We start from the raw sequence: 25,746 nt of genomic DNA on the forward strand, positions 1-25,746 counted from the left end.
TCACCCCCCCAGCGGCACGGCAGCTTCACCCGCCGAGTCCGCGCCGCGAGCCCTGAACTCGCAGAGTTTCAGCTCCCCCTTCGTCAACTTCGGCGCCGGCCCACTCGCGCCCTGCCCGCTCGCCCACTCCTTCTTCGCCGCCAGGAACTCGATGGTTCCAGGCGCACCCAGCTCGATATCGCCGCCTTCCAACTTGATGTAGGAACCGGCCGCAGCGGCCAGCAGGTGCTTGTTGGGGGCTGCGATCTGTACGTCTGCGGCGGTGCTGGCGATGGTGACACTGACCTGCGCGGCGACCTGCGCGGTGGCGCTGGGCGCTCTGGCGCTTACCGTGCCCTGCACGGCGTGCAGGGCGATACCGGTATCGGTGTTGGGTTTGCCGGCCGGGGAGTCGCTGCCATGGGTGTACAGGGCGATGCCGTTCTGCGCGGCGATGACGGTCGCTCCCTGGCTCAACCACTGCAGGTCGCTGCCGGCGGTCAGGCCGGTCTGTTCGCCGGATACCCAGACGTTGTCGGCCGGCGTCACCGCGGCGATGCCGTCGGGACTGGTCGCCAGCAGCGCCGGCGCAGTCCACGCCGGGGCCTGGCCATCGCCGCCGCCAATGCCGGCACCGGAGGCGCTCGCAGTGTGGGTTGCGGCCAGATGCCCGCCCAGCGTGGCCAGGCTGGCATCGACTTGCAGGGTGTCCGCTTCGCCCGGCAGGTCGGCGCCCTGTGCCTTGGCCGCGCCGTTGAGGCTGGCGATCAGCTGCTGGCCCTGCGCCAGTTGCGCCTGTCCTCCGCCGGCGTCGAGTTGCTGGCGGCCGGGTTCGGTCGACAGCAGCAGGCCGGCACCAGCACGGATCGCGCCGCTGGCCTGCGTCGACAGTTCGATGCCGAAGCCGCGCTCGCCGCCACGGACGTTGTCACGGCCGCCCTTGAGGTGACCGAGGGTCAGCGTGGTCGCGTGCTGGGTGGTGGACGCCTGCGCGCGGCCCTGCCCGGGCGTGTCGTCCAGCCGCAGTTGCTGGTAGCCGCCGCTACCGGTCTGGCTGGCGGCCAGCTCCTGGCTCTTGAACCCGGTAAACACGGCGTTGTGGTCGTTGCCGTCGAACCACGCCGGGGCGTTGCCGGTGGCATGGACTGCACCGCCGGCGACCTGATTGTGCGGGGCGTCGGCCTGGCCGGCGCCGTTGTAGACGCTGCCGACCACCACCGGGCGATCGATGTCGCCTTCAAGGAAAGCCACGAGTACCTCTTGCCCCCTGCGTGGCAACAGCACGCTGCCCCAGTTGTCGCCCGCCCACGCGGCCGAAACGCGAACCCAGGTCCAACTGCCGGCATCGGCCGGGGCGTTGTCGTCACCGGCCGGGTGCGACTGATGGCTGCTGGCGTTGCCGCCGCGCTGCCACGGGAACTGCACCTTGATGCGGTGGTCGCGGTCGGTCTGGATCGGCCCGCCGTCGGTGACCACGATCGCCGACTGGGTGCCGCGCACCACCGGCTTGGGGCGCAGCGCTTCGCCGAACCCGTTCGCGTACCGCGGGCGGTAGGTGCGCTCTTCGGGGATGCCGAAGAACGCGTTGTCGTAGAAGTACCCACCGACGGGACCCGACGCCAATGCGGCATCGCTGGCCGCGTTCGTGCACGGCATCGCCGCGTCGTCGCTGGCCGCATCGCCATCGGTGTAAGGATTGATGGCCGCCGGCAGCGGCAATGCCGGCAACGTCGCACGGCCCAGTACCTGCTCGACGTGCGCCAGGATGTCGGCGCCGAGGTTGTTGCGCGCACGGTGGTGGCTGCGCAGGCAGACAAAACGACCGCCTTGCGGGTGCTGGACCAGTTCGATGCGGGCACCGGCGCGCAGCCGACGCCAGCTGCCCTGCCCGCTGATGGTGAGGCCCGTGACCTTCAGCGCCTCGTCGCGGCGCTGTACCAGCCGCTCGCCGGTTGCGCGGTCGGGGTAGGCATACGGTTCAAGGATGTCCTCGTCGGTGACGCCGATCGCTCCGTCGCTGCCGCCGGCCTCGACCGCCCGCGTGTCCAGGCGCCGGTAGTCCCAACTGCTGCGCCTGAGCGACTGCGGCTGCCACGCCACCTTGCGTGACCACTGCTGGATGCTGTCGCTGCGCTCGGTGGCATCACTGCGGTGGAAGCGCACCGGGCCCAGGTCGGCGAAGGCGTCGTTGTGGTCGGCGAGCACCAGCGTGTGCTTGCCGAAAGACCCGCTGGACGGGTCGCCTTCGTGCTCGAAGTGGTAGTGGATGCCCTCTTCGGCCAGCAGGCGCTCGACGAACGCCAGGTCGGTCTCCTCGAACTGGGTGCACAGGCTGCGCTTGCGGTAGACCGCCGTGTCCTTCAGATCCCAGCGCCAGGCGGGGACCAGCCTGCCGGCATCCGCGTAGTCGGCGAACACTGATTCGACGATCTCCGGCGTGGTCAGGTCCTGGAACACGTACTGGTCGAGGCGCTGGCCGAGGAAGCCCAGCCACGGCTCGATCACCAGCCGGTAACGGGCCAGGCCACCGTTGCTGCCCACCCGCTCGGCGGCGGTCACGTGGCCGTGGAACGGGCGGCGCTCGCTGAGGGTTTCCGCCGCCTGCAGTTCCAGCAGTACCGGCTGGCCAAGCAGTTCGGCCAGGTCGAGGTGGGCGTTGGTTGAAAGCGCCGTCAGGTCGAAGCGGAAGCCGCCGTGGTCGAGCGATTCCGCCCCCTGGAAGGTCTCCGCGACCAGCACACCGGGCCCAAAGGGCGAATGCAACCTCAGGAATCGGTCGGAATCCCGGGGGCCGGCGGCGATAGCCGCCAGTGCAGCAGATACAACGTCCATGATCGTGCCTTCTCTGTCCGTGAGATCCGGCCCCGGCGGCAATGCACCGACGATGGGCCAGTGGCCGCAGAATACCATCCGGGGCGCGGCCGAACGCGCGCCCAAGAAGAAAACCCGGCCGAGGCCGGGGCGCATCCAAAAAGAAACCCGGCCGAGGCCGGGTTTCCTGGTATCTCGTGCTACCGCCAGAGGCGGTTGCCTTCGATCGATGCCTTACAGCGCTTCGACGGCGTCAGCCTGCAGGCCCTTCTGGCCCTGGGTGACGGTGAAGCTGACCTTCTGGCCTTCCTGCAGGGACTTGAAGCCCTGGCCCTGGATGGCGCGGAAGTGAACGAACACGTCCTCGCCATTCTCACGGGAGATGAAGCCAAAGCCCTTGGCATCGTTGAACCACTTGACGGTACCGGTTTCACGGTTCGACATTTTCTTGCTCCTTGGAACAGTTTTTTGAAATACCGCTTGCGCGGTGGGGTGCTGGTTGCAAGGAGTAAGCGAGGTGCAACGATGTAGCGGATCAGGGATCTACGGCATCGGGCCACGATTCACGGTGACCCTGGCAAACAGCAAGCGCACCCTAGCCCGCCCGGCGCGGGATTGCAACTACCCCGTCGACCCGCCCGCAGTCGCGTTCAGACAGGCCTCCGGGCCCCGCCCGGAAACCCTCTATCCACGGGCCCGGCAGCTTCGCTTGGCCCTGGCGGGCGCCGTCGCCGTATCCTGTGCGGCGCGCGGCCACCCAGGCCGCTCCGATACCCACTGCGAGACACTGCGAAATGACCATCGACACCCCGCCCGACCGCCTTGCCGCCGATCCGCGCAGCAAGTTCCATGACGCCGCCGCCTTCGAACGCGGCATCGGCATCCGCTTCAACGGCGAAGAGAAGCACAACGTCGAGGAGTACTGCGTCAGCGAGGGCTGGGTCCGCCTGCCGGTCGGCCGCTCGCTGGACCGTCGCGGCAACGCGATGACGATGAAGTTCAACGGCACGGTGGAACCCTATTTCCTCGACATCCAGGCCGACACCGAATCCGACGCCGGCTGATGTCGACCGCGACCACCCCCGCGACGTCCCCGCGCGACGAGGCCCCCGATACGCTGCTCGAACGCATGCGCGCGGCGGCGGAACTGCTGGAGCTGGTCAGTGCCGACCATTCGGTGCTCGACGCCCTGCCCCGCGATGACCGCGAGCGCCTGCAGCGCGCGGTCGCCAGCGCCTACCACCCCGACCGGCAGGCGCGCCGCCAGCGGCAGAAGGCGGCCAAGAAGGCCGCGCACGCCGAGCGCGTCGGTCGCGAGGAGGAGCGCCTCAACCAGACCGGCATCCGCGAGTTGCGGCGCAAGCCGGTGTTCACCACGCCCAACTATTTCCCGCCGCAGGACTTCCAGCCACGCGATCTCGACGCCGACCAGCCGTTGCATGCCGAGGCGATCGAGCCGCAGCACTGTTACGTCTGCAAGAAGAAGTACACGGCAATCCACCACTTCTACGACCAGCTGTGCCCGGCCTGCGCCGAGTTCAACTTCCACAAGCGCACCGAGCTGGCCGACCTGCGCGGACGGGTCGCGCTGCTGACCGGCGGCCGGGTCAAGATCGGCTACCAGGCCGGGCTGAAGCTGCTGCGTGCCGGCGCCGAACTCATCGTCACCACGCGCTTCCCGCGCGACTCGGCCGCGCGCTACGCCGCCGAGCCGGACTTCGCCGAATGGGGCCACCGGCTGGAGGTGTTCGGGCTCGACCTGCGCCACACCCCGAGCGTCGAGGCATTCTGCACGCAGTTGCTGAAGACCCGCTCGCGGCTCGACTTCATCATCAACAACGCCTGCCAGACCGTGCGCCGCCCGCCGGATTTCTACGCGCACATGATGGAAGGCGAGACCGCGGCCCTGGCCGACATGCCCGCCGAGGTCCGCGGGTTGCTCGGCCGCTATGAGGGCTTGCGCGAGGCGTCGATGCTGCCCGGGGACGGCGACGCATTGGTCGCGACGGGCACGGGCCAGGCACCCGGGCTCACGCGCGCCGCCGAGCTGTCGCAGATGCCGTTGCTGCCGGAGGAACTGCTGTCGCAGCAACACCTGTTCCCCGAAGGCCGGCTCGACCAGGACCTGCAACAGGTCGACCTGCGCGAGAAGAACTCGTGGCGACTGCGCATGGCCGAGGTGCCGTCGGTCGAGTTGCTTGAAGTGCAACTGGTCAACGCGATCGCGCCGTACATCATCAACGCCCGGCTCAAGCCGCTGATGCTGCGCACGCCCGGCCACGACAAGCACATCGTCAACGTCTCGGCGGTCGAGGGCCAGTTCTACCGCAACTTCAAGACCACCCGGCACCCGCACACCAACATGGCCAAGGCCGCGCTCAACATGATGACGCGCACCGCGGCGGCCGATTACCACGGCGACGGCATCCACATGAACAGTGTCGACACCGGCTGGGTGACCGACGAGGACCCGGCCGGCCTGGCCGCGCGCAAGGTGGTCGAGGAGCGCTTCCACCCGCCGCTGGACATCGTCGACGGCGCCGCCCGGATCGTCGACCCGATCATCGACGGCATCAACACCGGCGAGCACGTGTGGGGGCAGTTCCTGAAGGATTACCGACCGACGGACTGGTAAGCGCGGACCGCCTCAGGCCAGCGCGGTATCCAGCAGCATCATCAGCACGAAGCCGAGCATCAGGCCGGTGGTGGCGAAGTTCTCGTGGCCCTGCCGGTGCGACTCGGGAATGATCTCGTGGCTGACCACGAACAGCATCGCGCCGGCGGCGAAGCCCAGCCCGACCGGCAGCAGCAACGGTGCCGCCACCAGCACGCCGACACCGAGCAGGGCGCCGACCGGCTCGGCCAGGCCCGATGCCATCCCGACCAGCACCGCGCGACCGCGGCCGTAGCCGGCCGCGATCAGCGCCACCGCAACCACCAGTCCCTCGGGAATGTCCTGCAGGGCGATGCCGGTCGCCAGCGCGGTGCCGTGGCTGAAGTGGGAGGCATACGCCGCGCCGATCGCCAGGCCTTCCGGCAGGTTGTGCAGGCAGATCGCGAACACGAACAGCCAGGTGCGCCGCAGCCGCCCGGCGGCGCGCCCCTCCGGACCCTTGATGAAGTGTTCGTGCGGCAGCATGCGGTCCAGCGCCATGATCAGCGCCGCGCCGAGCAGGACCGCGAAACCCACCACCAGGCCCGCGCCCCATTGACCCGAACCCTGCGCGCGGGCCGCCTCGATGCCGGGCAGCACCAGCGAGAACGCACTGGCCGCGAGCATCACCCCGGCGCCGAAGCCGAGCATCGTGTCCAGCGCGCGCTGTTCGAGCCGGCGCGCGAACCACGCCGGCAACGTTCCCAGCGCGGTCGCGGCGGCGGCGGCAGAACCGCCGACCAGCGCGGCCAGCACCGGGCTGGCCTCAAGCGCCGGCAGTGGCACCGCGGTCTCGCCGTGTCATCGCAGACGGGTGCATGCCGGGCCGGCCTGCAGCAGGCGCGTTCATACGGGTTTGCTCATGCCGGACCCTCGAATGCGAACCGCCATGCCGACGGCTCGGTCGGCCCACGTTGCCGCCACCGCCGTCGGCTCCGCGTCAACAGCGACGCCTCAGGCCTTGAGCTTCCAGCCGGTCTTGAAGATCCACCAGACCGCGGCCAGGCACGCCACCAGGAACGCCAGGATCACCGCGACACTGACCCCTACGTTGACGTCCGACACTCCGTAGAAGCTCCAGCGGAAGCCGCTGATCAGGTACACCACCGGGTTGAACAGGGTGACGGTCTGCCACACCGGCGGCAGCATCTTGATCGAGTAGAACGCGCCGCCGAGGAAGGTCAGCGGCATCACCACCATCAGCGGGATCAGCTGCAGCTTCTGGAAGTCGTCGGCCCACAGCCCGATGATGAAACCGAACAGGCTGAAGGTCACCGCGGTCAGCACCAGGAAGCACAGCATCCAGAACGGATGGGCGATCTCGTAGGGCACGAACAGCCGCGCGGTGATCAGGATCAGCACGCCCAACAACAACGACTTGGTCGCCGCCGCGCCGACGTAGCCGATCACCACCTCGACGTACGACACCGGCGCCGACAGCAGCTCGTAGATCGTGCCGGCCCACTTGGGCATGTAGATCCCGAACGAGGCGTTGGAGATGCTCTCGTTGAGCAGCGACAGCATCAGCAGGCCGGGAATGATGAAGGCGCCGTAGCTGACCCCCTCGATGTCTCCCATGCGCGAACCGATCGCGGCGCCGAACACCACGAAGTACAGCGAGGTCGACAGCACCGGCGAGGCGATCGACTGGGTGATCGTGCGGAAGGTGCGCGCCATCTCGAAGCGGTAGATCGCACGGATGCCATGGATGTTCATGCGCGCGCCTCCGTTGTCGCGACGTCCGCCGGCGGCCGGCTCGCATTCGAGCGCACCAGGTGCACGAAGATGTCCTCCAGCGAACTCTCGCTGGAATGCAGGTCCTTGAAGTCGATGCCCTGCTCCGCCAGCTGCCGCAGCAGGGTGGCGATGCCGGTGCGCTCGGACTGCACGTCGAAGGTGTAGACCAGCGCGGTGCCGTCGTCGGACAGTTCCAGCGGCAAGCCCGACAACCCGTCGGGCACGCGCTGCAGCGGCTCCTGCAGGGTCAGGGTCAGCTGCTTCTTGCCGAGCTTGCGCATCAGCGCGGCCTTGTCCTCGACCAGGATCAGCTCGCCCTTGAGGATCACCCCGATGCGGTCGGCCATCTGCTCGGCCTCCTCGATGTAGTGGGTGGTGAGGATGATGGTGACGCCCTGCTCGCGCAGGCGGTGGACCATCTGCCACATGTCGTGGCGCAACTCGACGTCGACGCCGGCGGTGGGCTCGTCGAGGAAGAGTATCTGCGGCTCGTGCGCCAGCGCCTTGGCGATCAGCACCCGGCGCTTCATGCCGCCCGACAGCGCGAGGATCTTGCTGTCCTTCTTGTCCCACAGCGACAGGTCGCGCAGCACCTTCTCCAGGTGCACCGGGTCGGGCGCCTTGCCGAACAGGCCGCGGCTGAAGGCGACCGTCGACCACACCGACTCGAACGCGTCGGTCGACAGCTCCTGTGGCACCAGGCCGATCTTGCTGCGCGCGGCGCGGTAGTCGGCGACCACGTCGTGGCCGTCGGCCAGCACCGTGCCGGAACTCGGATTGACGATGCCGCAGATGATGCTGATCAGGGTGGTCTTGCCGGCGCCGTTGGGGCCTAGCAGGGCGAAGATCTCGCCCTTGCGGATGTCGAGGTCGACGTTCTTCAGCGCCTGGAAGCCGGAGGCGTAGGTCTTGTCGAGGTTGCGGACGGAAATGATCGGTTGCACGGAACTCCCTCGGCGCGGTGCGCCTGGCGGATCGAACGGGACGGCCGCCAGCTTGCCCGCGGCGGCGGCCGCGATAAACCCCCGGTGCGGGGAGGCAATGTTCCGGCGGCGGGACAGTCCGCCGGCGCGAGGCGTCACGGCGGCGTGAGCCGGGCCGGGAGGGCGCGTTGCTACGCTCGCGATTCGCGATTCGCGATTCGCGATTCGCGGTTCGCGGTTCGCGGTTCGCGGTTCGCGGTTCGCGGTTCGCAGCCCGCTTCATTGTAGGAGCGACGTAAGTCGCGATTTCACTGACAACCGGGATCGCCGTGCGATCGCGACTTACGTCGCTCCTACAGGACGCGCACCGTCAGGAAGCACACCGCCCGTCGGCACACCCTCGCCAGTCAGCAAGCCAACCGGAGCACACCCATGAGCAAAATCCTTGTAGTCGTCGGCAGCCTTCGTCGCGACTCGTTCAACCGCAAGCTTGCGGAGGCGCTGGTCAAGCTGGCCCCGGCCGGGTTCGATTTCAGCTTCGCCGGGATCGACGACCTGCCGCTGTACAACCAGGACGACGATGACAACCAGGCCGATGCGGTCACGCGCCTGAAGGGTGAGATCAAGGCCGCCGACGGCGTGCTGTTCGTCACCCCCGAATACAACCGCTCGGTCCCCGGCGTGCTCAAGAACGCGATCGACCATGCCTCGCGCCCGTACGGACAAAGCGCCTGGGCCGGCAAGCCGGCGGGCGTGATCGGCGCCTCCATCGGCTCGATCGGCACCGCGATGGCGCAGCAGCACCTGCGCAACACGCTGGCCTACCTCGACATGCCGACCATGGGCCAGCCGGAAGCCTTCATCCACGTCAAGGACGGCCTGTTCGATGACGACGGTGGCATCGGCAAGGACAGCCGCGATTTCCTGCAGGGCTGGATGGGCGCCTTCGTCGCGTGGGTGGGGAAGCACGCGGACAAGGCGTAGCCGCACCGCCGGATCGACGCGCTGGCGCGGTCCTTGCGTGGCTTTTCCCCGGTTGCAGGCGACTTTCCGCAGGCGTAGAAAAGCGTCAGGGGGAGCTCCCGGAGGCTCGCCATGAACCGTTACCGCCATCCCGCCCTGCTCGCCGCCGCGATCACCCTCGCCAGCGCCTGCACCGGTTCGCACGATGACCCCGAGGCCCTCATGCAGGCCGCGTCGCCACCGGAAGCCGCGCTCGGAGTCAACCTGCTCGAAGGCCTCGGCGACCACCATTTCGCGGTCACCAGCGACCACCCCGACGTGCAACGCTGGTTCGACCAGGGCCTGATGCTGGCCTACGGCTTCAACCACGATGCCGCCGAGCGGTCGTTCCTGCGCGCCACCGAGCTCGATCCCGGATGCGCGATGTGCTGGTGGGGTGCGGCGCTGGTACTGGGCCCGCACGTCAACGCGGCAATGGACCCGGAAAACAATGCGCGAGCCTGGCGCCGCCTGCAGAAGGCCCGCTCGCTCGCATCCAGCGCAAGCGACCGCGAGCGCGCCTTCATCGAGGCCCTGTCGGCGCGCTACGCCGAAGACCCGCCGGAGGACCGCCGCCCGCTCGACCAGGCCTATGCCGATGCCACCCGGGTGCTGATGCAGGGCCGCCCGGACGACCTGGACGCCGCCACCTTTCACGCCGAGGCGCTGATGGACCTGCAGCCCTGGGACTATTACGACGACCGCCGCCGGCCCAAGGGCAATACCGCGGAGATCGTCTCGGTGCTCGAATCGGTGATCAGCCGCGACCCCGACCATGCCGGCGCGCTGCACCTGTACGTGCATGCGGTCGAAGCCTCCGACGACCCGCAGCGCGGGGTCGCCGCCGCCGACCGCCTGCGCGAGCTGATCCCCGGTTCCGGCCACCTGGTCCACATGCCGGCGCACATCTACTCGCGGGTCGGCCGCTGGCACGACGCGGTGATCGCCAACCAGCGCGCGATCGAAGCCGACGATGCGTACCTGGCGATGTGCCGCGGCAACACCGGCGGCGTCTACCCGCTGGGTTACGTACCGCACAACCACCACTTCCTGTGGTTCGCCGCGAGCATGGAAGGCAACAGCGCGATCGCCCGCAACGCCGCGCTGGAGACCGCCAGGCGTACCGACCTGCCCGAGCTGATGCGCCAGCCCGGCTTCGCCGCCCTGCAGCACTACTGGATGACCCCGTGGTTCGACCGCGTGCGTTTCGGCCGCTGGGACGAGATCGTCGGCGTACCCAACCCGGCGCCCGACCTGCCCTACGTCAGCGCGATCTGGCACTACGCCGAGGGTACCGCGGCGGCACGACAGGACCGCATCGCCGATGCCGAACGCCACCTGGCGGCGTTGCGCAAGCTGGCCGACGACCGCGCAATGGAGAAGCTGATGGTGTGGGACCGCTACCCGCTCAGCCATTCCGCGCGGATCGCCGAACGCAGCCTCAGCGCCGAGGTGGCAAGCGCCGGCGGCGACCTCGACGGTGCGATCGTCGCGCTGCGCGAGGCCGCCACGATCGAGGACGCGATCCCCTACGACGAGCCGCCGGGTTGGCACGCGCCCGTCCGCCACTCGCTGGGTGCGTTGCTGCTGGCCGACGACCGGCCGGTCGAGGCGGAAGCGGTGTACCGGGCGGAACTCGATCGCAACCCGGCCAATGGCTGGTCACTGCGCGGGTTGGCCCAGAGCCTGCAGGCGCAGCGTCGCAGCCATGATGCGGGCGAGGTCCAACGGCAATTCGAGGCCGCCTGGCAGCATGCCGACGTCGACCTGGTGGCGTCGCGCCTCTAGGCGGGCGGCGGACCGGGTCGCGACCCGGCCGTCTCAGAACGCGTCGCTGCCGGGCCGCACGTCGATGCCGAGCGCGGGCGCCAGCAGCCGCACCGCGTCGTCGTCGCGACTGAGCGTGATCCAGCCGGCGTGGGCATCGGCACCGGCATCCCAGGTCCACAGGGTGTAGCCGTATTCGCGCAGGCGGTCGTAGGCGGTCGACATCAGTTCCGGCACGTCGGTGGCGGCCAGGAACCCGTCGTCGCCGACGTCCTCCACGCCCCAGTCGACCGCCAGGTTCCAGCGCGCGACCAGTTCATTGATGGCGTCGATGAAGGTCGACGGGTCATCGGCTTCGACGTGGAAGCCCGAGGTCCAGTCGATCACGTCCTTCAGTCGGGCCATCGGATCGGCTTCGTCCACGCCATCGGCGGCCACGGCGTCGCGGTAGCCGTCGAACTGGCGCAGCGCGGCTTCCTCGTCGCCGGGGTTGATCACCAGCAGCAGCTGCCAGACCAGCGCCTCGGTGCTGGCCTCATCGTCTTCGTCGTGCAGCGGCGACTCGTGCTCGCGGCTGTTCTCGAAGTTGTCGTCGGGGTCGAACTCGCGGTCGGGAGCGTTCATGGCCGTCGCCGGTCAGCGGGAGGCGTGATGGTGCGCCGACGGGGCGGGCTTTGGAAGCATCGTCGCAGTTCAGTTTCAGCGATGAAGGGCCGGTATCGGCATGGCGTCTTTTCCGTTTTCACCGGGAAGCGCGCATAGTGGGGCCAGGCCGTCGCACGGCGGCCTCCATGCAAACCCCGAGGTGCGTCAGCCCTCGCAGGAGGGATTGATGTCAGCCAGCAAGAAGAGCAGCAAGACCAAGACCCGCAAGAACGCCGCCGGTGCCGGCGGTGGAAACCTGCACAAGCACTTCGAAAGCGAGCGCATCTCCGACGATATCGCCGCGTTCGAGAAGGCCGGCGGCAAGGTCGAGAAGCTCGGCGTGACCCGGGTGCTGCAGAAGATCGCGCCGACCAGCGCCAGCGAGACGGCCAGCGCGCCGAAGTCCGCCGCGAGCCCGCGCAAGCGCTGACGGCGCGTCCGGCGCAGGCACGCTCAGCCTGGCGGTGCGCCGCTCGCCCCATCTCCACCCGATCCATCTCCGGCCGCGCGATCCAGCAGCAGCGCGCGCTCGCGCTCGTTGCGGGTCAGCCCGGCGGCGCGCTCGAACTCCAGGCGGGCCTCGTCGCGGCGCCCGAGCTTGTCGAGCAGGTCGCCACGTACTGCCGGCAACAGGTGGTAATTCCGGAGCGCGGGCTCATCGGCCAGCCTGTCCACCAGCGCCAGGCCGGCGGCGGGGCCATCGGCCATCCCCAGCGCGACCGCGCGGTTGAGCTCGACCACCGGTGACGGCGCGACCTCGGCGAGCACCGCGTACAGTGCCGCGATACGTGGCCAGTCGGTATCGGCGGCCTCCCCGGCCCGCGCGTGGCAGGCGGCGATGGCGGCCTGCAGCGCGAACGTGCCGCGCGCGCCACCCAGCTGTTCGACCCGTTGCAACGCGGCCAGCCCGCGGGCGATCGCCAGCCGGTCCCAGCGCGCGCGGTCCTGCTGCGGCAACACGATCGGCGTTCCGTCCGCGGCAACCCGGGCATCCGCACGCGAGGCCTGGATCTCCATCAGCGCGACCAGCCCGTGGATTTCCGGTTCCAGCGGCATCAGCCCCGCCAGCACCCGGCCCAGCCGCAAGGCCTCCTCGCACAGCGCCGGTCGCATCAGGTCATCGCCGGCGGTCGCCGAGTAGCCCTCGTTGAAGATCAGGTAGACCACGCCGAGCACCGACGCCAGCCGTTCGCGCAGGTCGTCGCGGCGCGGCACCTCGAACGGCACCTGCTTGTCGGCCAGCGTCCGCTTGGCGCGCACGATCCGCTGGGCGACGGTCGCCTCCGGCTGCAGGAATGCGCGCGCGATCTCGTCGGTGGTCAGGCCGCCGAGCAGGCGCAGGGTCAAGGCGACCTGCGCCTCGGTCGACAGCACCGGATGGCAGGCCGTGAACACCAGCCGCAGCAGGTCGTCGCCGATGTCGTCCTCGAGGCGACCTTCATCGTCCGGCGGCCGGTCGAGCGCATCCATCTGCCGCTCCTCCAGTTCGTGACCGAACTCCTCGTGCTTGCGCTGGATCAACGTGTTGCGGCGCAGGCGGTCGATCGCGCGGCGCTTGCCGGTGGCCATCAGCCAGGCACCGGGATTGTCGGGCACGCCATCGACGGGCCAGTGTTCCAGCGCCGCAACCAGCGCGTCCTGCGCCAGTTCCTCGGCCAGCCCGACATCGCGCACCATCCGCGCCAGCCCGGCGATCAGCCGCGGTGACTCGATCCGCCAGACGGTGTCGATGGCGCGGTGGGCGTGGTGGTGGTCGCTGGTCGGCATGGCGGACGATGACACCACCGCGGCCCAGCCGGCACAAGGGCCACGGATCTGCGGCATCATTGGGCGCCCCTTTGCTCCCCCGGAAGACACATGCAATTCCTGCTGCTGGTCTACACCGACGAAACCCTGCTCGATGCCCTGCCCGACGGCCGGTACGACACCCTCATGCGCGGATGCTTCGAGCATGCCGACGAACTGAAGGCGGACGGCTGCCTGCTCGGGTCGCAGCAGCTCGAGCCGGCGAACACCGCGCGCTCGGTACGCATCCGCGGCGGCCGTACCCAGGTGTTCGACGGCCCGTTTGCCGAGACCAAGGAAGTGCTCGCCGGGTTCAACCTGATCGAGGCCGCCAGTTTCGACGATGCGGTCCGCATCGCAGCGGAATTCCCGTGGGCGGCGACCGGGTGCATCGAGGTGCGGCCGGTGCGCGACATGGCCGCGGTGCGGCAACGCGTGGGCGCGGACCCGCAGCCGGCCTGAGCCGTCGCGCGTCTACGGACGCAGCAGCCCGCGATCGTTGCACCACAACTCGCCGGCGCCGGCGACGAGCACCTGGTATTTCTGCGGCGGCACGGTTTCGGTGATCGCGTATTCGGGCTTGCTGGTGTCGCGCTGCGTCGCGATCGCGGCGAGGGTGCCGTTGGCATTGATCAGGCGCGACACGAAGGGGTGTGCCGCATCGGCGCCGCGGCGCCGCACCACCCCGATCTCGCCGTTGGCCAGCTGCACCGGCGTGCCCGGCGGGAACACGCCGATCTCGCGCACCAGCAGGGTCGCCAGCGCCTCGTCGACGACCTTGCCCCGCTTCAGGAACAGGTTGCGCAGCGCATGCCGGGCGTGGATCGCCTCGCGGTAGCCACGCGGCCTCACCCGGGCCGAAAAGATGTCGACGATCGCCAGCATCCGCGCGCCACGGCTGATCGTGGGGCCCGGCAGGCGATTGGGGTAGCCACTGCCATCCAGCCGCTCATGGTGCTGCAGCACCACCTCCAGCCATACCGGATCGGTGACGCCGGCGGCCTGCAGCAGTTCGACCCCGGCCTGCGGATGGGAAGCGATCAGTTCGCGCTGGTCGGCGGTCAACGCGGTCTGCTGACCATTGAGCGTCGCGGCGACCGGGCCCAGCGCGATATCGAAGGTCAGTGCGGCGGCCACCACCGAGCGGCTCTCGTCCTCGTCCCAACCCTGTGCCTGCGCCAGCATCTGGCACAGGGTGGCGGCATGCATCATCCGCGCGACCTCGCCGTCGTCGCCGACCTCCAGCTGCATCGCCGCCAGCGCCGCATCGGCGTCACGCAGCACCAGCGCGCGCAGGCGGTCGGCCAGCTCGAGCACGTCCTCGCCGAGCGTGTCGCAGTCCGATTGCAGGATCGCCTCGTGGAGCCCCTGGAGCTCGCGCCGCAACTGCTGCATCAGGCGGAATACCGGCGGCTCGGCCTCGCGCGGGGCTGCCGCTTCGGCATCATCCGCGCCCTCGGCATCTTCGGCGAGCCAGTCGTCCGGTTCCGTGTCGGACGGCTCGGGCATCACCATGCCGCGCTCGAGCACGATGTCGAGGTGGGCCTGGCTGGCGATCACCATGCCCTGGACGAACAACAGCTTGCGGTCGCGGTCGTATACCGACCACGGCAAAGCCGATCCGATTTGCACCTCGTCTGTAATGACCGGTCGCACGACCGCCCCCGGCGGCCGCACGGAAGGCCGCGTTTCATGTCCTGTTAACGACCGCGCGACCGCCTCCTGAAGGGGCGATTTTCATCGATCCGGCTATGGCGCCTCCAGCGGGCGCACGCGCGCGGCCAGCACGGCGCCCAGCGCCGCCAGCGCGGCGGTGATCGCGAAACCCGACAGGTACGCCGCCGTCGGTGCGCGCGCCAGCAACGCGGCGAACAACGAGCCGCCCAGCGCCAGCACGGCGGCGGTGAACAGCGCATCGCACAGCTGCAGCGCCGAGGCGTTGACGCCCTGCCGCGACGGTGGCGACAGCTCCAGGGTCAGCACCGACAGGCTCGGGAACACCGTGCCCATGCCGAGCCCGGCGAGCACCCAGCCGGCCATTGCGACCGCGACCGGCACCGCCGGCACGACCGCCGAGCCGGCCACCAGCACCCCCGCGGTGAGCATCGCCATGCCGACCCGGAGCACCCGCGACGGCGTCGGCGCGACCATCCGGCCGCGGTTCCACGAGCCCAGCGACCAGCCCAGCGCGCCGATGGTCAGCGCGACCCCGGCCCAGGTCGGCGACAGGCCGCGCTCGCGCGACAGCAGCAGCGGCAGGAACACCTCGGTGCCGAAGAACGCCGACGCCGCGATGCCGCGCAGCGCGACCACGGTCGGCAGGCCACGGGCCGCGCGCAGGGTACCCGCCGGCAGCAGGCGCAGCACGCACACCAGCAGCGCGACTGTCGCCAGCGCCAGCAGCCCGGCCGCAAGCCAGCCGCGTTGCTGCCCGCCGTAGTGCAGCAGCAACGCGCTGGCGGCGGCGCCCACCGCCCAGAGGATGCGCCGTCCGTCGCCGGCCGGCGCGGACGCGTCCTGCGCCGCCGCGCCGATCCCGCGCAGCGCCGGCAACACCATCGCCGCCGCCGCGACCGCGAGCAGCGGCACCAGCAGGAACACCCAGCGCCACCCAAGTTGCTCGACGATCAGGCCGCTGATCACCGGGCCGACGATCGCCGGCAGCACCCATGCGGCGGCGAACGCGGCGAAGATCCGCGCATGCAGCCGTGGCGGATACACCCGGCCCACCACCACGTACAGGGTCACCGACATCAGGCCGCCGCCGAAGCCCTGGACGATCCGACCGAGCAGCAGCACCCACATCGCCGGCGCCAGCCCGGCGACGACCAGGCCCAGCGCGAACCAGACGATGCCGTGCTGCAGCGGCGCGCGCGGGCCACTGCGGTCGGCCCAGCGACCTGCCGCGACCATGCCGACCACGCTCGCGGCGAGGGTCCCGGCGAACGCCATCGCGTACAGGGCCAGCCCGTCCAGCGCCTGCGCCACGGTCGGCATCGCGGTGCTGACCGCCAGCGCCTCGAACGCGTACAGCGCGACCAGCGCCACCGCGCCCAGCGTCGGCGCCCGGTAGCGGCGCGCCAGCAGGCCGTCGTCGGCGCCCGGGCCTGCGGCGGTGGCGGCCAGGTCGATGGTGTCGACGGGCGCGGCCGCCGACTCGCCTGCAATCGATGCGGAGTCGTGCTGGTCGGTCATGGAGCGTTTCTCGATTGACGCGGCAGTGCGTGGGCAACGAGGATAAAAGCTCAAGCAAGCTTGAGGTCAAGCCCATGCCGGAAGCGCAGGAACTGTCGGTCGGACAACTGGCCGAACGCAGCGGAGTGGCGGTGTCGGCACTGCACTTCTACGAGACGCGCGGATTGATCCGCAGCCGGCGCACCGCCGGCAACCAGCGCCGCTACACCCGCGACACGCTGCGGCGGGTGGCGGTGATCCGCGTCGCCCAGCGCGTCGGCATCCCGCTGGCGACGATCCGCGAGGCGCTGGCGACATTGCCCGACGACCGCACCCCGACCCGCGCGGACTGGTCACGGCTGTCGGCGCGCTGGCGCGGCGAACTCGATGCCCGCATCCGCCAGCTCAGCCAGCTGCGCGACACGCTTGATGCCTGCATCGGTTGTGGCTGCCTGTCGCTGCGACGCTGCAGGCTGGCCAACCCCGCGGACGAACTGGGCCGCCAGGGCGACGGCGCACGGCGCTGGAACGAGGCTCCGGACTGAAGCCTCGCGCCAACGCCCCACTGAACCGGCAACAGTGCCTGACCTCGACTACGACGCAGCGCGGCCAGGCACGGGACCTCAGAACCGCAGGTCGACGCCCACCCACAGGCGCCGGCCGGCATCGATGTACCAGTTGCCGTCCAGGCCGTCGAAGCGGCCGCGGTCGTCCACGGGGACCACGCGGTCGGTGAAGTTGAGCAGCGCGGCGTTGAAGGTCACGTTGGGGTTCAGATCCCAGCTCGCGCCGGCGTCGAAGGTGGTTGCCGCGGGACGCGTGCGCACGTTCATCGCGCCATTGCGGAAGCCGGCCCAGTACTGCTTGCCCATGTAGTGGGCGCCGAGGTTGAGGCCGAGCGCGTCGGTGGCCTGCCAGTCCAGCCGCAGGTTGGCGACGTGCTCCGGGGTCATGTCCAGCGGGCGGCCGTCAAGCGAGCCGCCGTCGAACGCCGGCTCGCCGCCGCCCTGGCGCTCCGAATCAGTGTAGGTGTAGTTGCCCTTGAACGTCCAGTCCGGCGAGAAGCGCTGCTCCAGCGACAGTTCCACGCCGCGGATGCGCACCCGGTCGATGTTGTCGTAGACGTAGACGACCTGGGCGGGGTTCTGCGGATCGGCCTCGTCGGTGGCGTAGCTGGCCACGCGGTTCTGGAACTTGGTGTCGAACACGGTGGCGCCGAAGTTCATGGCCTCGCTGTCGTAGCGCACGCCGGTCTCGACCGTGCGGCTCTCCTCCGGTTTCAGGTCCGGGTTGCCGCACAGCGGGCCGCGCACCTGGGTGCCGCCACCGGTGGTCATGCAGTAGCCGGCGGTGACCTGGCGCAGCTTCGGCGTCTTGAAGCCCTCGGCGACGCCGCCGCGCAGGGTCCAGTTCGGTGTCATCCGGTAGTTGGCGTACAGCCGCGGGGTGACGTGGGTGCCGAAGTCGTCGGAATGGTCGGCGCGCACGCCGCCGGTGAGGCGGAAGGCGTCGCTGAAGCGCAGCTCGTCCTCGGCGAACAGCGCCCACTGGTTGCGCTGCACGGTATCGACGTTGGTGTAGCCGGGCACGCGGTCCTGCTGCGCTACATCCTCGACCTTCGTGCGCATGTACTGGCCGCCGAACTTGATCGTGTTGCGCTCCAGCGGCAGCGTGAACAGCGCATCGAACACGGTATTGGTCAGCTCCGGCGTCGCCGGGTTGCGCACGCCCGCGTCCCAGGTGGCGTAGCGCGCGTTCTCCTGCTGCAGCGCCAGCGCCATGGTGAGGTTTTCCCACTGCGCGTCGTGGGCGATGCTGACGTGGTCGCGCAGGTGGCGGTCGCGCAGCGAGTCGCCGGCCGGCTCGTCGCCCATGGTCCTGCCGGCGGTGGCGGTGTATTCGAGCAGGTCGTGGCCGGCCTCGATCATGAGCCGCTGGTAGTCGCTGAAGGCCACGCCGAGGCGGGCGCCGAAGTTGCGGTTGTCGAGCTCGTCGCTGCCGGCGGTGTACGACGTCGGATAGAAGATGTCGTCCTCGTCGCGGTGCTGGCTGCCGCCCCAGGCCTGCAGGCTGAGCGCGTGCGACAGCGGGCCGCCGACCCAGAACGAGGCGCCGCGGCTGTCGCCGTGGTCGGAGTCCTCGTTGAAGGTGCCGTTGAGCGTGGCCGAGCCGATCCAGCGCTCGGGGTCCTTGCGGGTGATGACGTTGATTACGCCGCCCATCGCGTCCGAGCCGTACAGCGCCGACATCGAGCCGCGGATCACCTCGATACGCTCGATGGCGTCCAGCGGCGGCAGCAGGTTGGCCTGCACGCCGGTGGTGCCGCGGTTCATGGTCTCGCGCGTGCCCTGGCGGCGGCCGTCGACCAGCAGCAGGGTGTACTCGCCGGGCATGCCGCGGATCAGGATGTCGGTGTTGGCCGGGTCGCTGCCGGCGACCGACACGCCCTCCAGCTCGCGCACGGCGTCGGCGAGGCTGGTGTAGGGACGCGAGCGCAGTTCTTCGCCGCTGATCACGCTGATGCTGGCGGGCGCGTCGGCGATGGCCTGCTCGTAGCCGGCGGCGGTGACGACGACGGTGTCGAGGTCGGTCGCCTGCGGTTCCGAGGCGGTGGCGGCCAGCGGTGCGAGAAGTGCGGTGATGGCGAGGAAGAGCGACGAGTTGCGCAGGGGTGACATCGTGGGTCCCAAAGGTTGAGAAATCCGCCCATGCTAACGCGAATCATTCTCAAATGAGAACCGTTCCCGTATAGTCGCGCTTCCAGACGCACCGCCCTCCCGTCATGTCCCTTTTCCTCTGGTCGACCTGCTGGCTGTCCTGCGCCGGCCTCGCGTGGCTGCTGTACCGGCTGTGCACCCACCATCCGCGGCGCTGGCGCGCACCGTGGCCGATGTCGGTCGCGGCGATCGCGCTGTTCGCGCTGGCCTGCTGGCTGACCGCGCGCGCCACCGGTACCGGGCTGGCGGTGGCCGTGGCCATCGTGCTGACGCTGTCGATGCTGTGGCTGGCGCTGGTGCCGCTGCTGTCGACCTGGTGGCGGCACAGGAGGGCGGCCGGCCATGGCGCGTGAGCAACTGCGCGGGCGCGACTGGCTGTCGTTCTCGCTGGCCGCGGCGCTGCCGGGCTTCGTGCTGGCGATGGCGCTGGCGGGGGTGTTCCAGTACCTCGGCGACCCGATCGCGCAGGACAAGAGCCAGGTGACGATGTGGATCGTGCCGCCGCTGTGGATGGCCGCCGCCGGCACCGCCTTCTGGTTCCGCAGCCCGCGCGCGGCCTGGGGCTGGCTGCTGCTGGCGGCCGCGCTGGCGAGCGCCGCGGTTTTCGCATTGCGGACCTGGGGTTGATGGGGAGTTGAAGACGTGGGCCTGAAGATCCGTACCGACCTGATCCGCCGCTACAAGACGCTGCACACCTGGACCGGCGTGATTGCCGGCTTCGGCCTGTTCATCGCGTTCTACGGCGGCGCGCTGAGCATGTTCAAGCAGCCGATCGCCGACTGGGCCTCGCCGACGCGTTCGGCGCCGCTGGCCGACGGGGTCGATCGCGATGCGCTGTTCGCCCGCGTGGTCGAGGCGACGCCCGACTTCCAGGCGGTGCGCGTGCACCTCGATTCCGACGCGCGCGTTCCCGGCACCGTGGTGCTGCCGACCGGGCGCGACGACACGGCGCCGGTACAGGTCGCCAGCCTCGACGCCGATGGCGCGTTGCAGTTGCGCGAGCGCACGCCGACGCCGCTGGCCGAGTGGATCGACCTGGTGCATCGCACCGGTGGCATCCCGGGCGATCCGGAGATCGGCATCCACGTCATGGGCATCGTGTCGGCGCTGTACGCGCTGGCGCTGGTGTCGGGCGTGATCGTGCTGCTGCCGACGCTGGCGCAGGACCTGCTGGCGCTGCGCATCGGCAGGAACCGCAAGCGCATGTGGCTCGACGCGCACAACCTGCTCGGCGTGGCCAGCCTGCCGTTCCACCTTGTGATGGTGCTGAGCGCGGTGGTGTTCGCGTTCCACCACGACATCTACGACCTGCAGGACGCGACCATCCATCGCGACAGCCCGGTCGCCGAGGCCGCCTATGCGCCACTGACGCCGCAGCCGGTGCGGGCCGACGCGCTGCTGGGGCCGGGCGCGATCGTCGAGCGGATGCACGCGCTGTCGCCGGAGTTCACCGTGACCTCGATCGACTACCGCGGCGGCAAGTCCGAAGCGGACGGCACCCGCGCGGTGACCGCCGTCGTGCAGGGCCATGCGCCCAACCGCTTTCTGCGTGGCGGCACCTTCGGCGTGGCGTTCCTCGACGCCGGCAACGGGCAGGTGATCGGCGACGGCTTCCTGCCCGGCCACCAGCGCGGCTGGTCGCATGCGGTCGCCGCGTTCTTCGCGCTGCACTTCGGCAACTTCGGCGGGCCGGGCATCCAGTGGGCCTACTTCCTGCTTGGCCTTGTCGGCGCGGCGGTGTTCTACACCGGCAACCTGCTGTGGGTGGAGTCGCGTCGCAAGATCTCGCGCAATGGTGCGCCGCCCGCACTGCAGACCCGCAGCGCGCGCAACCTCGCCGCGGCGACGGTCGGGGTGAGCCTGGGCTGCGTGATCGGGCTGTCGGCCACGATCGCCGCGGCGCACTGGATCACCGGCCGGGTCGACTCGCTGCTGGCCTGGCACCAGGGCGTGTACTGGGTGGTATTCGCGCTCGCATTCGGCTGGGCGATGTGGCGCGGTGCGGCCCGCTCGGCGGCCGGACTGCTGCGCGCATCGGCGCTGGTGACGGCGTTGATCCCGGCCACGACCTTGCTGGCGCAGCTGTGGCCGGCGGCGACGGCGCTCGACGGCGTGCCGCGCGGCTATGCGGTCGAACTGGTCGCGGGCCTGGCCGCGGTGGTGATGTGGTGGCTGGCCGGGGTGTCCGCGCGTCGCGCCGCGCGGGTGCCGGTCGACAGCGTGTGGTCGGCGGGGATGCGGGCATCGGCTCCGGTGGCGGCGCAGGCGCAGGTGGAAGGCGGCTGAGCATCAGGGCCCGGCCGGCGCGACTGGTCGCATCGCTTCGTGCCCGTGTTCCAGGCCGGCGATCCCGCGCAGCATGATCGGCAGCGACCCGCCCAGGGTGTCGCCGTGCGAGAGGCCGGGCAGCGTCCGGTAGTCGACCTCCAGCCCCGACTCCCGCAGCCGCGCCGCCATCTGCAGAGCGGCATCGGCCGGTATGCCCGCACGCGCGCGGCGCATCGCCGCGACGGCCGGCGACGGTGCCGCGTCCGGCGCGCGGTGCGGCGACGGCGTGCGTGCACCCTCACCGACCAGAATCTGTATCGCAGCTCCGGACGACGGCGATCGCGCGCGGCGCTCCTCTTCGAGCAGGTGGCCGTCGCCCCACCACAGCGACGGATCGACCGCGACGTAGCGGTCGAACGACTGCGGCCGGGTGAACAGCACGTGCAGCACGAACAGCCCGCCGTAGGAGTGGCCCCACACGGTCCGCCGGCGCGGGTCCAGCGGCGCCAGCGCCGCCACCCGCGGCATCACCTCGCCGGTGACCAGCGCGAGGAAGTCCGCCGCGCCGCCGGTCCGTCGCCCGCCGCGCACGTCCACCTGCGCCAGTTCACCGCCGGATCGCCGCGGGGTGTAGTCGTACGCGCGGCCGGTGGCGTTGATCCGCAGGTCGTCGTCGTAGCTGATGAACACCACCATCGGCGGATGCGGCGCATCGGCCAGCGTCGCCAGCAAGCCGGCGTCGACTTCCATCAACGCGGCATTGCCGTCCAGCAGGAACGCGGCCGGGAACCCGTCGGCCGGCGCGTCGGCCAACGGCACCGCGACCCGGATGCGGTAGTGCCGCTGGCCATCGCTTGAAGCCAGCCGGAAGGACTCGAAGCGATAGCCGGGCGCGCCGGTGTCGGCCACGGTGGTGCCGATGCGCCGGGACAGGTCGGGCTGCGCATGGGCGACCGGTGCGGCCAGCACCGACAGCGCGACCGCCAGCAGCAGGCCGCGTCCGGAGAAACCCTTGCCGCGACCAGAGAGCAGGCAACGCAGCGCGTCGATGATGCGGTCCATGGAACCTCGGGAAGCGGATGCCGGCGGTCGCTGACGGACGCGCGCAACGGGAGCCGGAGTCTTCCACGTATGAGAATCGTTCTCAACACGGCCCGTTGGTCCGCACGCCCAAATGAAAGAAGGCAGCCCGCGGACCGGACTGCCTTCCGAACGTGACAACGCAGAACGTGCCGCGTGGTCAGTCCTTCTCGCTACCGATGACCTTGCCGTTCGACGGGTCGATCTTCAGCTCGACATCCTTGCCTTGCGGATCATCGGCCTCCGCATTCCAGATGCCGTCTTCGTAGTCGACGTCGTGCACGTTGACGTAACCCGCCGCGGCCAGCTGCGCGCGCACGTCGGCCTCGCTCATCCGTGCGGCCTGGGTATCCGGATAGACCTTGCCGGTGGCGGGATCGATCCGCACTTCCATGCGGTTGCCGTCGGCGCTGCGCGCGTCCGCCTTCCACACGCCGTCCTCGAACTCGACGTCGTTGACCTTGGTGTAGCCCTGTTCGGTCAGGCTGGCGCGGACCTGCTGCTCGGTCATCGCGTCCTGCGCCAGCGCGGCGCCGGACACGCACATGGCGAGGGCCAGGGTGAGGATTGCGATCTTCTTCATGGGTGCCTCCGGGCGGTGGGGTTTGCCGGACGAGTCTTGGCGGATGGGTGGAAACACCCGGTGAATAACGCGACCGGCCGATGCGACCGATTCAGCTTGGTCGCATCGCGGGCACGACCGACCGATTCAGCTTGGTCGCATCGCGGGCACGACCGACCGATTCAGCTTCGTCGCATCGCGGCCGCTACCGACGGGTCAAGCTCGCTCCCAGGGCGGCGTTTCTCCCCATTTTTCGGCCAGGAAATCGACAAACGCGCGCACTCGCGGCGGCACCAGCCTTCGTTGCGGCATCACCGCGTGGATACCGGTGTCGATGAACCGGTACCCGGGCAACACCACCTGCAGCCGGCCGGCACGCAGATCGTCACTGGCATGCCAGAGCGAGTACCGCACAATGCCCAGGCCCGCCAGGGCTGCGTTATGCAAGAGGTCGCCCTGGTTGCTCTCGATGCGCCCGTCCACGCGCACTGCAACCTCGCGGCCACGACGGTCGCGCATGCGCCAGGTGTCCTGTCGCCCGTGGGCGGCCACCAGCAACAGGCACTGGTGGCGCCCCAGCTCGTCCGGAGTCGACGGCATGCCGTGCCGGCGCAGGTAATCCGGCGACGCGCACAGCACGCGTCGGTTGGTCGCCAGCTTGCGCGCGACCAGGCTGGAATCGTCCAGCGTTCCGATACGGATCGCCAGGTCGAGACCGGCACTGACCAGGTCGGCATTCTGGTCGCTCAGGTCGACACTGACCCGCACCTCGGGGTAGCGCGACAGGAATTCCGGCAGCAACGGCGAGATGTACAGGCGCCCGAAGGCCGAGGACACCGTCATCCGCAACGTACCGGCGACCCGTGCGCCACCCTGGCGCAGGCCATCGGTCAGCACCTCCAACTCCTCGACCAGCGCGCGGCCCTGCCCGGCCAGCAACAGGCCCTCGGGCGTCGGGTGCAACTGGCGCGTGGTCCGGTGCAGCAGGCGCACGCCGAGCTGCTTTTCCAGCCGCTTGAGCCGCTGGCTGGCGACCGCCACCGAGAGGTCGAGGCTGCACGCGGCGGCGCTGATCGAGCCGAGGTCGAGCACGCGCAGGAACAGGGCGATGTCGTCGATGCGGTCCATGGCTATCAACAAACTGTTGAAACTGATTGTCGATAGTGATGGTTTTTGCAGATAACGCAACGGCCTAGCCTGCGCGCTTCCTTCCCGCCCGGCAGCCGCCATGTCCACCGCTTCCCCCGTTCCCGTCGCCCGCCCGCGCACCCCGCTCGCGCTGTACGCGCTGACCATCGGCGCGTTCGGCATCGGCACCACCGAGTTCGTGATCATGGGGCTGCTGATGCAGGTCGCCGCCGACCTGCAGGTCACCATCGCCGCCGCCGGCCTGCTGATCTCCGGTTATGCGCTGGGCGTGTTCGTCGGGGCGCCGCTGCTGACCGCGGCGACCAGCCGGATGCCGCGCAAGGCCGCGCTGGTGGCGTTGATGGTGGTGTTCACCCTCGGCAACCTGGCCTGCGCGCTGGCACCGGATTACACGTGGCTGATGGTCGCGCGGGTGGTCACCTCGCTCGCCCACGGCACGTTCTTCGGCGTCGGCGCGGTGGTCGCGACCGGGCTGGTGGCGGAGGACCGCAAGGCCTCGGCGATCTCGATCATGTTCACCGGGCTGACCGTGGCGACGCTGCTCGGCGTGCCGGCCGGGGCGTGGCTCGGGCTGCACTTCGGCTGGCGTTCGACGTTCTGGGCGGTGGTCGCGATCGGCGTGCTCGCGACCGCGGTGATCGCGGCGCTGGTGCCGCGCGACCGCGCCGGCCAGCCGCCGGTATCGATGCGCGAGGAGGTCCGGGTGCTCGGCCGCGTGCAGGTGCTGCTCGGGTTGCTGGCGACCGTGGTCGGCTACGCCGGCGTGTTCGCGGTGTTCACCTACATCCAGCCGATCCTGACCCGCATCACCGGCTTCGCCGACAGCGCGGTGTCGCCGATCCTGCTGGTGTTCGGGGTCGGCATGATCGCGGGCAATTTGATTGGCGGAAAGCTCGCCGACCGCCGGCTGGTGCCCACCCTGCTCGGCTCGCTGGCAGTGCTGGCGCTGGTGCTCGGGTTGATGACGTTCGCGCTGCACAGCAAGCCGGCCGCGGTGCTGTTCACCGGCCTGCTTGGCGCGGCCGCGTTCGCCACCGTCGCGCCGCTGCAGTTGCGGGTGCTGCGCAAGGCCGAGGGCGGCGGCCAGAGCCTGGCGTCGAGCTTCAACATCGCCGCGTTCAATCTGGGCAACGCGATCGGCGCGTGGCTCGGCGGCGCGGTGATCGACCACGGTCCCGGGCTGGCGGCGGTGACTTGGGTCGCCGCGCTGGTGACCGTGCTCGGGCTGGCGATCGCGGCGTGGAGCGTGCGGCTCGATCGCCAACCGCGGGTGAGCCGCCGGCCCGTGCACGGTGCCGCCGCCGTCCTGCTGCTGGTTGGCGCCATCTTCGCCACCACCCCCGCGCAGGCCAGCGAGGTGCCGGATCGGCCGGCGTGGACCGCGACCTGGACCGCAAGCCCGCAACCGCTCTGGGAAGGCGACTTCGCCCTGCCGGTCAACGTGCCGGGCAGCCTCTGGAACCAGACGGTGCGCCAGGTCGCGCGGGTCAGTGT

Annotated in this window: 23 protein-coding genes and 1 pseudogene; 11 read left to right on the forward strand and 13 right to left on the reverse strand. The window is 70.1% G+C overall.

The features are described 5' to 3' along the window. A complete protein-coding gene (locus tag ACT9AS_RS04260) occupies positions 1-2,811 on the reverse strand; it encodes a type VI secretion system tip protein TssI/VgrG (RefSeq protein ID WP_445098862.1) in 2,811 nt (936 codons plus the stop codon). A 213-nt stretch (positions 2,812-3,024) separates the two neighbouring features. Then, positions 3,025-3,234 (reverse strand): cold-shock protein, encoded by a 210-nt coding sequence (locus ACT9AS_RS04265; RefSeq protein WP_036194962.1) that lies wholly within the window; start codon positions 3,232-3,234, stop codon positions 3,025-3,027. 350 nt (positions 3,235-3,584) lie between these two features. Between ACT9AS_RS04265 and ACT9AS_RS04270 the strand changes: the two genes are divergently transcribed. Continuing rightward, a complete protein-coding gene (locus ACT9AS_RS04270) occupies positions 3,585-3,854 on the forward strand; it encodes a DUF3297 family protein (protein WP_445098863.1) in 270 nt (89 codons plus the stop codon). Further along, entirely contained in the window at positions 3,854-5,425 is a 1,572-nt protein-coding gene (locus tag ACT9AS_RS04275; protein WP_445098864.1) for an SDR family oxidoreductase, read from the forward strand. The genes ACT9AS_RS04270 and ACT9AS_RS04275 overlap by 1 nt, the downstream gene beginning before the upstream one ends. Positions 5,426-5,437: 12 nt before the next feature. Here ACT9AS_RS04275 and ACT9AS_RS04280 read toward each other — a convergent pair whose 3' ends face one another. From ACT9AS_RS04280 to ACT9AS_RS04290, 3 genes are all read right to left on the reverse strand, one after another. Next, a complete protein-coding gene (locus tag ACT9AS_RS04280) occupies positions 5,438-6,229 on the reverse strand; it encodes a ZIP family metal transporter (RefSeq protein WP_445098865.1) in 792 nt (263 codons plus the stop codon). A 168-nt stretch (positions 6,230-6,397) separates the two neighbouring features. Continuing rightward, complete coding sequence (locus ACT9AS_RS04285; protein ID WP_445098866.1) at positions 6,398-7,159, reverse strand: ABC transporter permease; 762 nt, start codon at positions 7,157-7,159, stop codon at positions 6,398-6,400. Beyond that, positions 7,156-8,124, reverse strand: a complete 969-nt coding sequence (locus ACT9AS_RS04290) for an ATP-binding cassette domain-containing protein (protein ID WP_445098867.1) — start codon at positions 8,122-8,124, stop codon at positions 7,156-7,158. The genes ACT9AS_RS04285 and ACT9AS_RS04290 overlap by 4 nt, the downstream gene beginning before the upstream one ends. A 411-nt stretch (positions 8,125-8,535) precedes the next feature. Here ACT9AS_RS04290 and ACT9AS_RS04295 point away from each other — a divergent pair, with 411 nt between their 5' ends. Both ACT9AS_RS04295 and ACT9AS_RS04300 read left to right on the forward strand, forming a co-directional pair. Then, positions 8,536-9,087 (forward strand): NAD(P)H-dependent oxidoreductase, encoded by a 552-nt coding sequence (locus tag ACT9AS_RS04295; protein WP_445098868.1) that lies wholly within the window; start codon positions 8,536-8,538, stop codon positions 9,085-9,087. A 111-nt stretch (positions 9,088-9,198) separates the two neighbouring features. Continuing rightward, a complete protein-coding gene (locus ACT9AS_RS04300) occupies positions 9,199-10,893 on the forward strand; it encodes a hypothetical protein (RefSeq protein ID WP_445098869.1) in 1,695 nt (564 codons plus the stop codon). Positions 10,894-10,926: 33 nt separating this feature from the next. Here ACT9AS_RS04300 and ACT9AS_RS04305 read toward each other — a convergent pair whose 3' ends face one another. Beyond that, positions 10,927-11,496 carry a DUF6630 family protein gene (locus ACT9AS_RS04305; RefSeq protein ID WP_445098870.1) on the reverse strand — a complete coding sequence of 190 codons (570 nt, stop codon included), beginning with the start codon at positions 11,494-11,496 and terminating at the stop codon, positions 10,927-10,929. Between the two features lie 208 nt (positions 11,497-11,704). Between ACT9AS_RS04305 and ACT9AS_RS04310 the strand changes: the two genes are divergently transcribed. Beyond that, a complete protein-coding gene (locus tag ACT9AS_RS04310; RefSeq protein ID WP_445098871.1) occupies positions 11,705-11,947 on the forward strand; it encodes a hypothetical protein in 243 nt (80 codons plus the stop codon). Positions 11,948-11,970: 23 nt separating this feature from the next. Here the strand turns inward: ACT9AS_RS04310 and ACT9AS_RS04315 are convergent, their stop codons facing one another. Next, on the reverse strand, positions 11,971-13,284 hold the full coding sequence (locus tag ACT9AS_RS04315; protein WP_445098872.1) for a sigma-70 family RNA polymerase sigma factor: 1,314 nt from the start codon (positions 13,282-13,284) through the stop codon (positions 11,971-11,973). Between the two features lie 90 nt (positions 13,285-13,374). On the opposite strand from ACT9AS_RS04315, the gene ACT9AS_RS04320 reads away from it, so the two are divergent. After that, the gene (locus tag ACT9AS_RS04320) at positions 13,375-13,764 is read left to right on the forward strand and encodes a YciI family protein (RefSeq protein WP_445098873.1); all 390 of its coding nucleotides are present in this window, start codon (positions 13,375-13,377) and stop codon (positions 13,762-13,764) included. A 12-nt stretch (positions 13,765-13,776) separates the two neighbouring features. On the opposite strand, the gene ACT9AS_RS04325 is transcribed toward ACT9AS_RS04320, so the two are convergent. Together ACT9AS_RS04325 and ACT9AS_RS04330 are read right to left on the reverse strand one after the other, a co-directional pair. Next, positions 13,777-14,916 (reverse strand): HD domain-containing phosphohydrolase, encoded by a 1,140-nt coding sequence (locus tag ACT9AS_RS04325; protein WP_445098874.1) that lies wholly within the window; start codon positions 14,914-14,916, stop codon positions 13,777-13,779. Between the two features lie 135 nt (positions 14,917-15,051). Next, positions 15,052-16,497: an MFS transporter gene (locus ACT9AS_RS04330; RefSeq protein WP_445098875.1), complete on the reverse strand. Its 1,446-nt coding sequence runs from the start codon at positions 16,495-16,497 to the stop codon at positions 15,052-15,054. 74 nt (positions 16,498-16,571) lie between these two features. On the opposite strand from ACT9AS_RS04330, the gene soxR reads away from it, so the two are divergent. Beyond that, complete coding sequence (soxR, locus tag ACT9AS_RS04335) at positions 16,572-17,021, forward strand: redox-sensitive transcriptional activator SoxR (RefSeq protein ID WP_445098876.1); 450 nt, start codon at positions 16,572-16,574, stop codon at positions 17,019-17,021. A 78-nt stretch (positions 17,022-17,099) separates the two neighbouring features. Here soxR and ACT9AS_RS04340 read toward each other — a convergent pair whose 3' ends face one another. After that, positions 17,100-19,154, reverse strand: coding sequence for a TonB-dependent receptor domain-containing protein (locus ACT9AS_RS04340; RefSeq protein WP_445098877.1), 2,055 nt, complete (start codon positions 19,152-19,154; stop codon positions 17,100-17,102). A gap of 104 nt (positions 19,155-19,258) precedes the next feature. Between ACT9AS_RS04340 and ACT9AS_RS04345 the strand changes: the two genes are divergently transcribed. The 3 genes from ACT9AS_RS04345 to ACT9AS_RS04355 are packed head-to-tail and all read left to right on the forward strand — an operon-like array spanning position 19,259 to position 21,479. After that, the gene (locus ACT9AS_RS04345; protein WP_445098878.1) at positions 19,259-19,546 is read left to right on the forward strand and encodes a hypothetical protein; all 288 of its coding nucleotides are present in this window, start codon (positions 19,259-19,261) and stop codon (positions 19,544-19,546) included. Further along, positions 19,536-19,820 (forward strand): hypothetical protein, encoded by a 285-nt coding sequence (locus tag ACT9AS_RS04350; protein WP_445098879.1) that lies wholly within the window; start codon positions 19,536-19,538, stop codon positions 19,818-19,820. The genes ACT9AS_RS04345 and ACT9AS_RS04350 overlap by 11 nt, the downstream gene beginning before the upstream one ends. Before the next feature lie 15 nt (positions 19,821-19,835). Next, positions 19,836-21,479, forward strand: coding sequence for a PepSY domain-containing protein (locus tag ACT9AS_RS04355; RefSeq protein WP_445098880.1), 1,644 nt, complete (start codon positions 19,836-19,838; stop codon positions 21,477-21,479). 3 nt (positions 21,480-21,482) lie between these two features. On the opposite strand, the gene ACT9AS_RS04360 is transcribed toward ACT9AS_RS04355, so the two are convergent. The 3 genes from ACT9AS_RS04360 to ACT9AS_RS04370 form a co-directional block, all read right to left on the reverse strand. Continuing rightward, positions 21,483-22,523, reverse strand: coding sequence for an alpha/beta hydrolase-fold protein (locus ACT9AS_RS04360; RefSeq protein ID WP_445098881.1), 1,041 nt, complete (start codon positions 22,521-22,523; stop codon positions 21,483-21,485). 178 nt (positions 22,524-22,701) lie between these two features. After that, complete coding sequence (locus ACT9AS_RS04365) at positions 22,702-23,124, reverse strand: PepSY domain-containing protein (protein ID WP_445098882.1); 423 nt, start codon at positions 23,122-23,124, stop codon at positions 22,702-22,704. Positions 23,125-23,319: 195 nt separating this feature from the next. After that, complete coding sequence (locus tag ACT9AS_RS04370) at positions 23,320-24,231, reverse strand: LysR substrate-binding domain-containing protein (RefSeq protein WP_445098883.1); 912 nt, start codon at positions 24,229-24,231, stop codon at positions 23,320-23,322. Between the two features lie 100 nt (positions 24,232-24,331). On the opposite strand from ACT9AS_RS04370, the pseudogene ACT9AS_RS04375 reads away from it, so the two are divergent. After that, positions 24,332-25,573: pseudogene (locus ACT9AS_RS04375) on the forward strand (MFS transporter); the annotation flags it as partial. Positions 25,574-25,746: the final 173 nt, after the last annotated feature.

It is taken from the genome of Lysobacter sp. F60174L2 (genome assembly GCF_052547135.1).

What these genes read in the sequence shown, in the direction of transcription:
- ACT9AS_RS04260 (WP_445098862.1), bottom strand. Translation starts at nt 2,811, where the DNA reads ATGGACGTTGTATCTGCTGCACTGGCGGCTATCGCCGCCGGCCCCCGG.
- ACT9AS_RS04265 (WP_036194962.1), bottom strand. Translation starts at nt 3,234, where the DNA reads ATGTCGAACCGTGAAACCGGTACCGTCAAGTGGTTCAACGATGCCAAG.
- ACT9AS_RS04270 (WP_445098863.1), top strand. Translation starts at nt 3,585, where the DNA reads ATGACCATCGACACCCCGCCCGACCGCCTTGCCGCCGATCCGCGCAGC.
- ACT9AS_RS04275 (WP_445098864.1), top strand. Translation starts at nt 3,854, where the DNA reads ATGTCGACCGCGACCACCCCCGCGACGTCCCCGCGCGACGAGGCCCCC.
- ACT9AS_RS04285 (WP_445098866.1), bottom strand. Translation starts at nt 7,159, where the DNA reads ATGAACATCCATGGCATCCGTGCGATCTACCGCTTCGAGATGGCGCGC.
- ACT9AS_RS04295 (WP_445098868.1), top strand. Translation starts at nt 8,536, where the DNA reads ATGAGCAAAATCCTTGTAGTCGTCGGCAGCCTTCGTCGCGACTCGTTC.
- ACT9AS_RS04300 (WP_445098869.1), top strand. Translation starts at nt 9,199, where the DNA reads ATGAACCGTTACCGCCATCCCGCCCTGCTCGCCGCCGCGATCACCCTC.
- ACT9AS_RS04305 (WP_445098870.1), bottom strand. Translation starts at nt 11,496, where the DNA reads ATGAACGCTCCCGACCGCGAGTTCGACCCCGACGACAACTTCGAGAAC.
- ACT9AS_RS04310 (WP_445098871.1), top strand. Translation starts at nt 11,705, where the DNA reads ATGTCAGCCAGCAAGAAGAGCAGCAAGACCAAGACCCGCAAGAACGCC.
- ACT9AS_RS04315 (WP_445098872.1), bottom strand. Translation starts at nt 13,284, where the DNA reads ATGCCGACCAGCGACCACCACCACGCCCACCGCGCCATCGACACCGTC.
- ACT9AS_RS04320 (WP_445098873.1), top strand. Translation starts at nt 13,375, where the DNA reads ATGCAATTCCTGCTGCTGGTCTACACCGACGAAACCCTGCTCGATGCC.
- ACT9AS_RS04330 (WP_445098875.1), bottom strand. Translation starts at nt 16,497, where the DNA reads ATGACCGACCAGCACGACTCCGCATCGATTGCAGGCGAGTCGGCGGCC.
- soxR (WP_445098876.1), top strand. Translation starts at nt 16,572, where the DNA reads ATGCCGGAAGCGCAGGAACTGTCGGTCGGACAACTGGCCGAACGCAGC.
- ACT9AS_RS04340 (WP_445098877.1), bottom strand. Translation starts at nt 19,154, where the DNA reads ATGTCACCCCTGCGCAACTCGTCGCTCTTCCTCGCCATCACCGCACTT.
- ACT9AS_RS04345 (WP_445098878.1), top strand. Translation starts at nt 19,259, where the DNA reads ATGTCCCTTTTCCTCTGGTCGACCTGCTGGCTGTCCTGCGCCGGCCTC.
- ACT9AS_RS04350 (WP_445098879.1), top strand. Translation starts at nt 19,536, where the DNA reads ATGGCGCGTGAGCAACTGCGCGGGCGCGACTGGCTGTCGTTCTCGCTG.
- ACT9AS_RS04360 (WP_445098881.1), bottom strand. Translation starts at nt 22,523, where the DNA reads ATGGACCGCATCATCGACGCGCTGCGTTGCCTGCTCTCTGGTCGCGGC.
- ACT9AS_RS04365 (WP_445098882.1), bottom strand. Translation starts at nt 23,124, where the DNA reads ATGAAGAAGATCGCAATCCTCACCCTGGCCCTCGCCATGTGCGTGTCC.
- ACT9AS_RS04370 (WP_445098883.1), bottom strand. Translation starts at nt 24,231, where the DNA reads ATGGACCGCATCGACGACATCGCCCTGTTCCTGCGCGTGCTCGACCTC.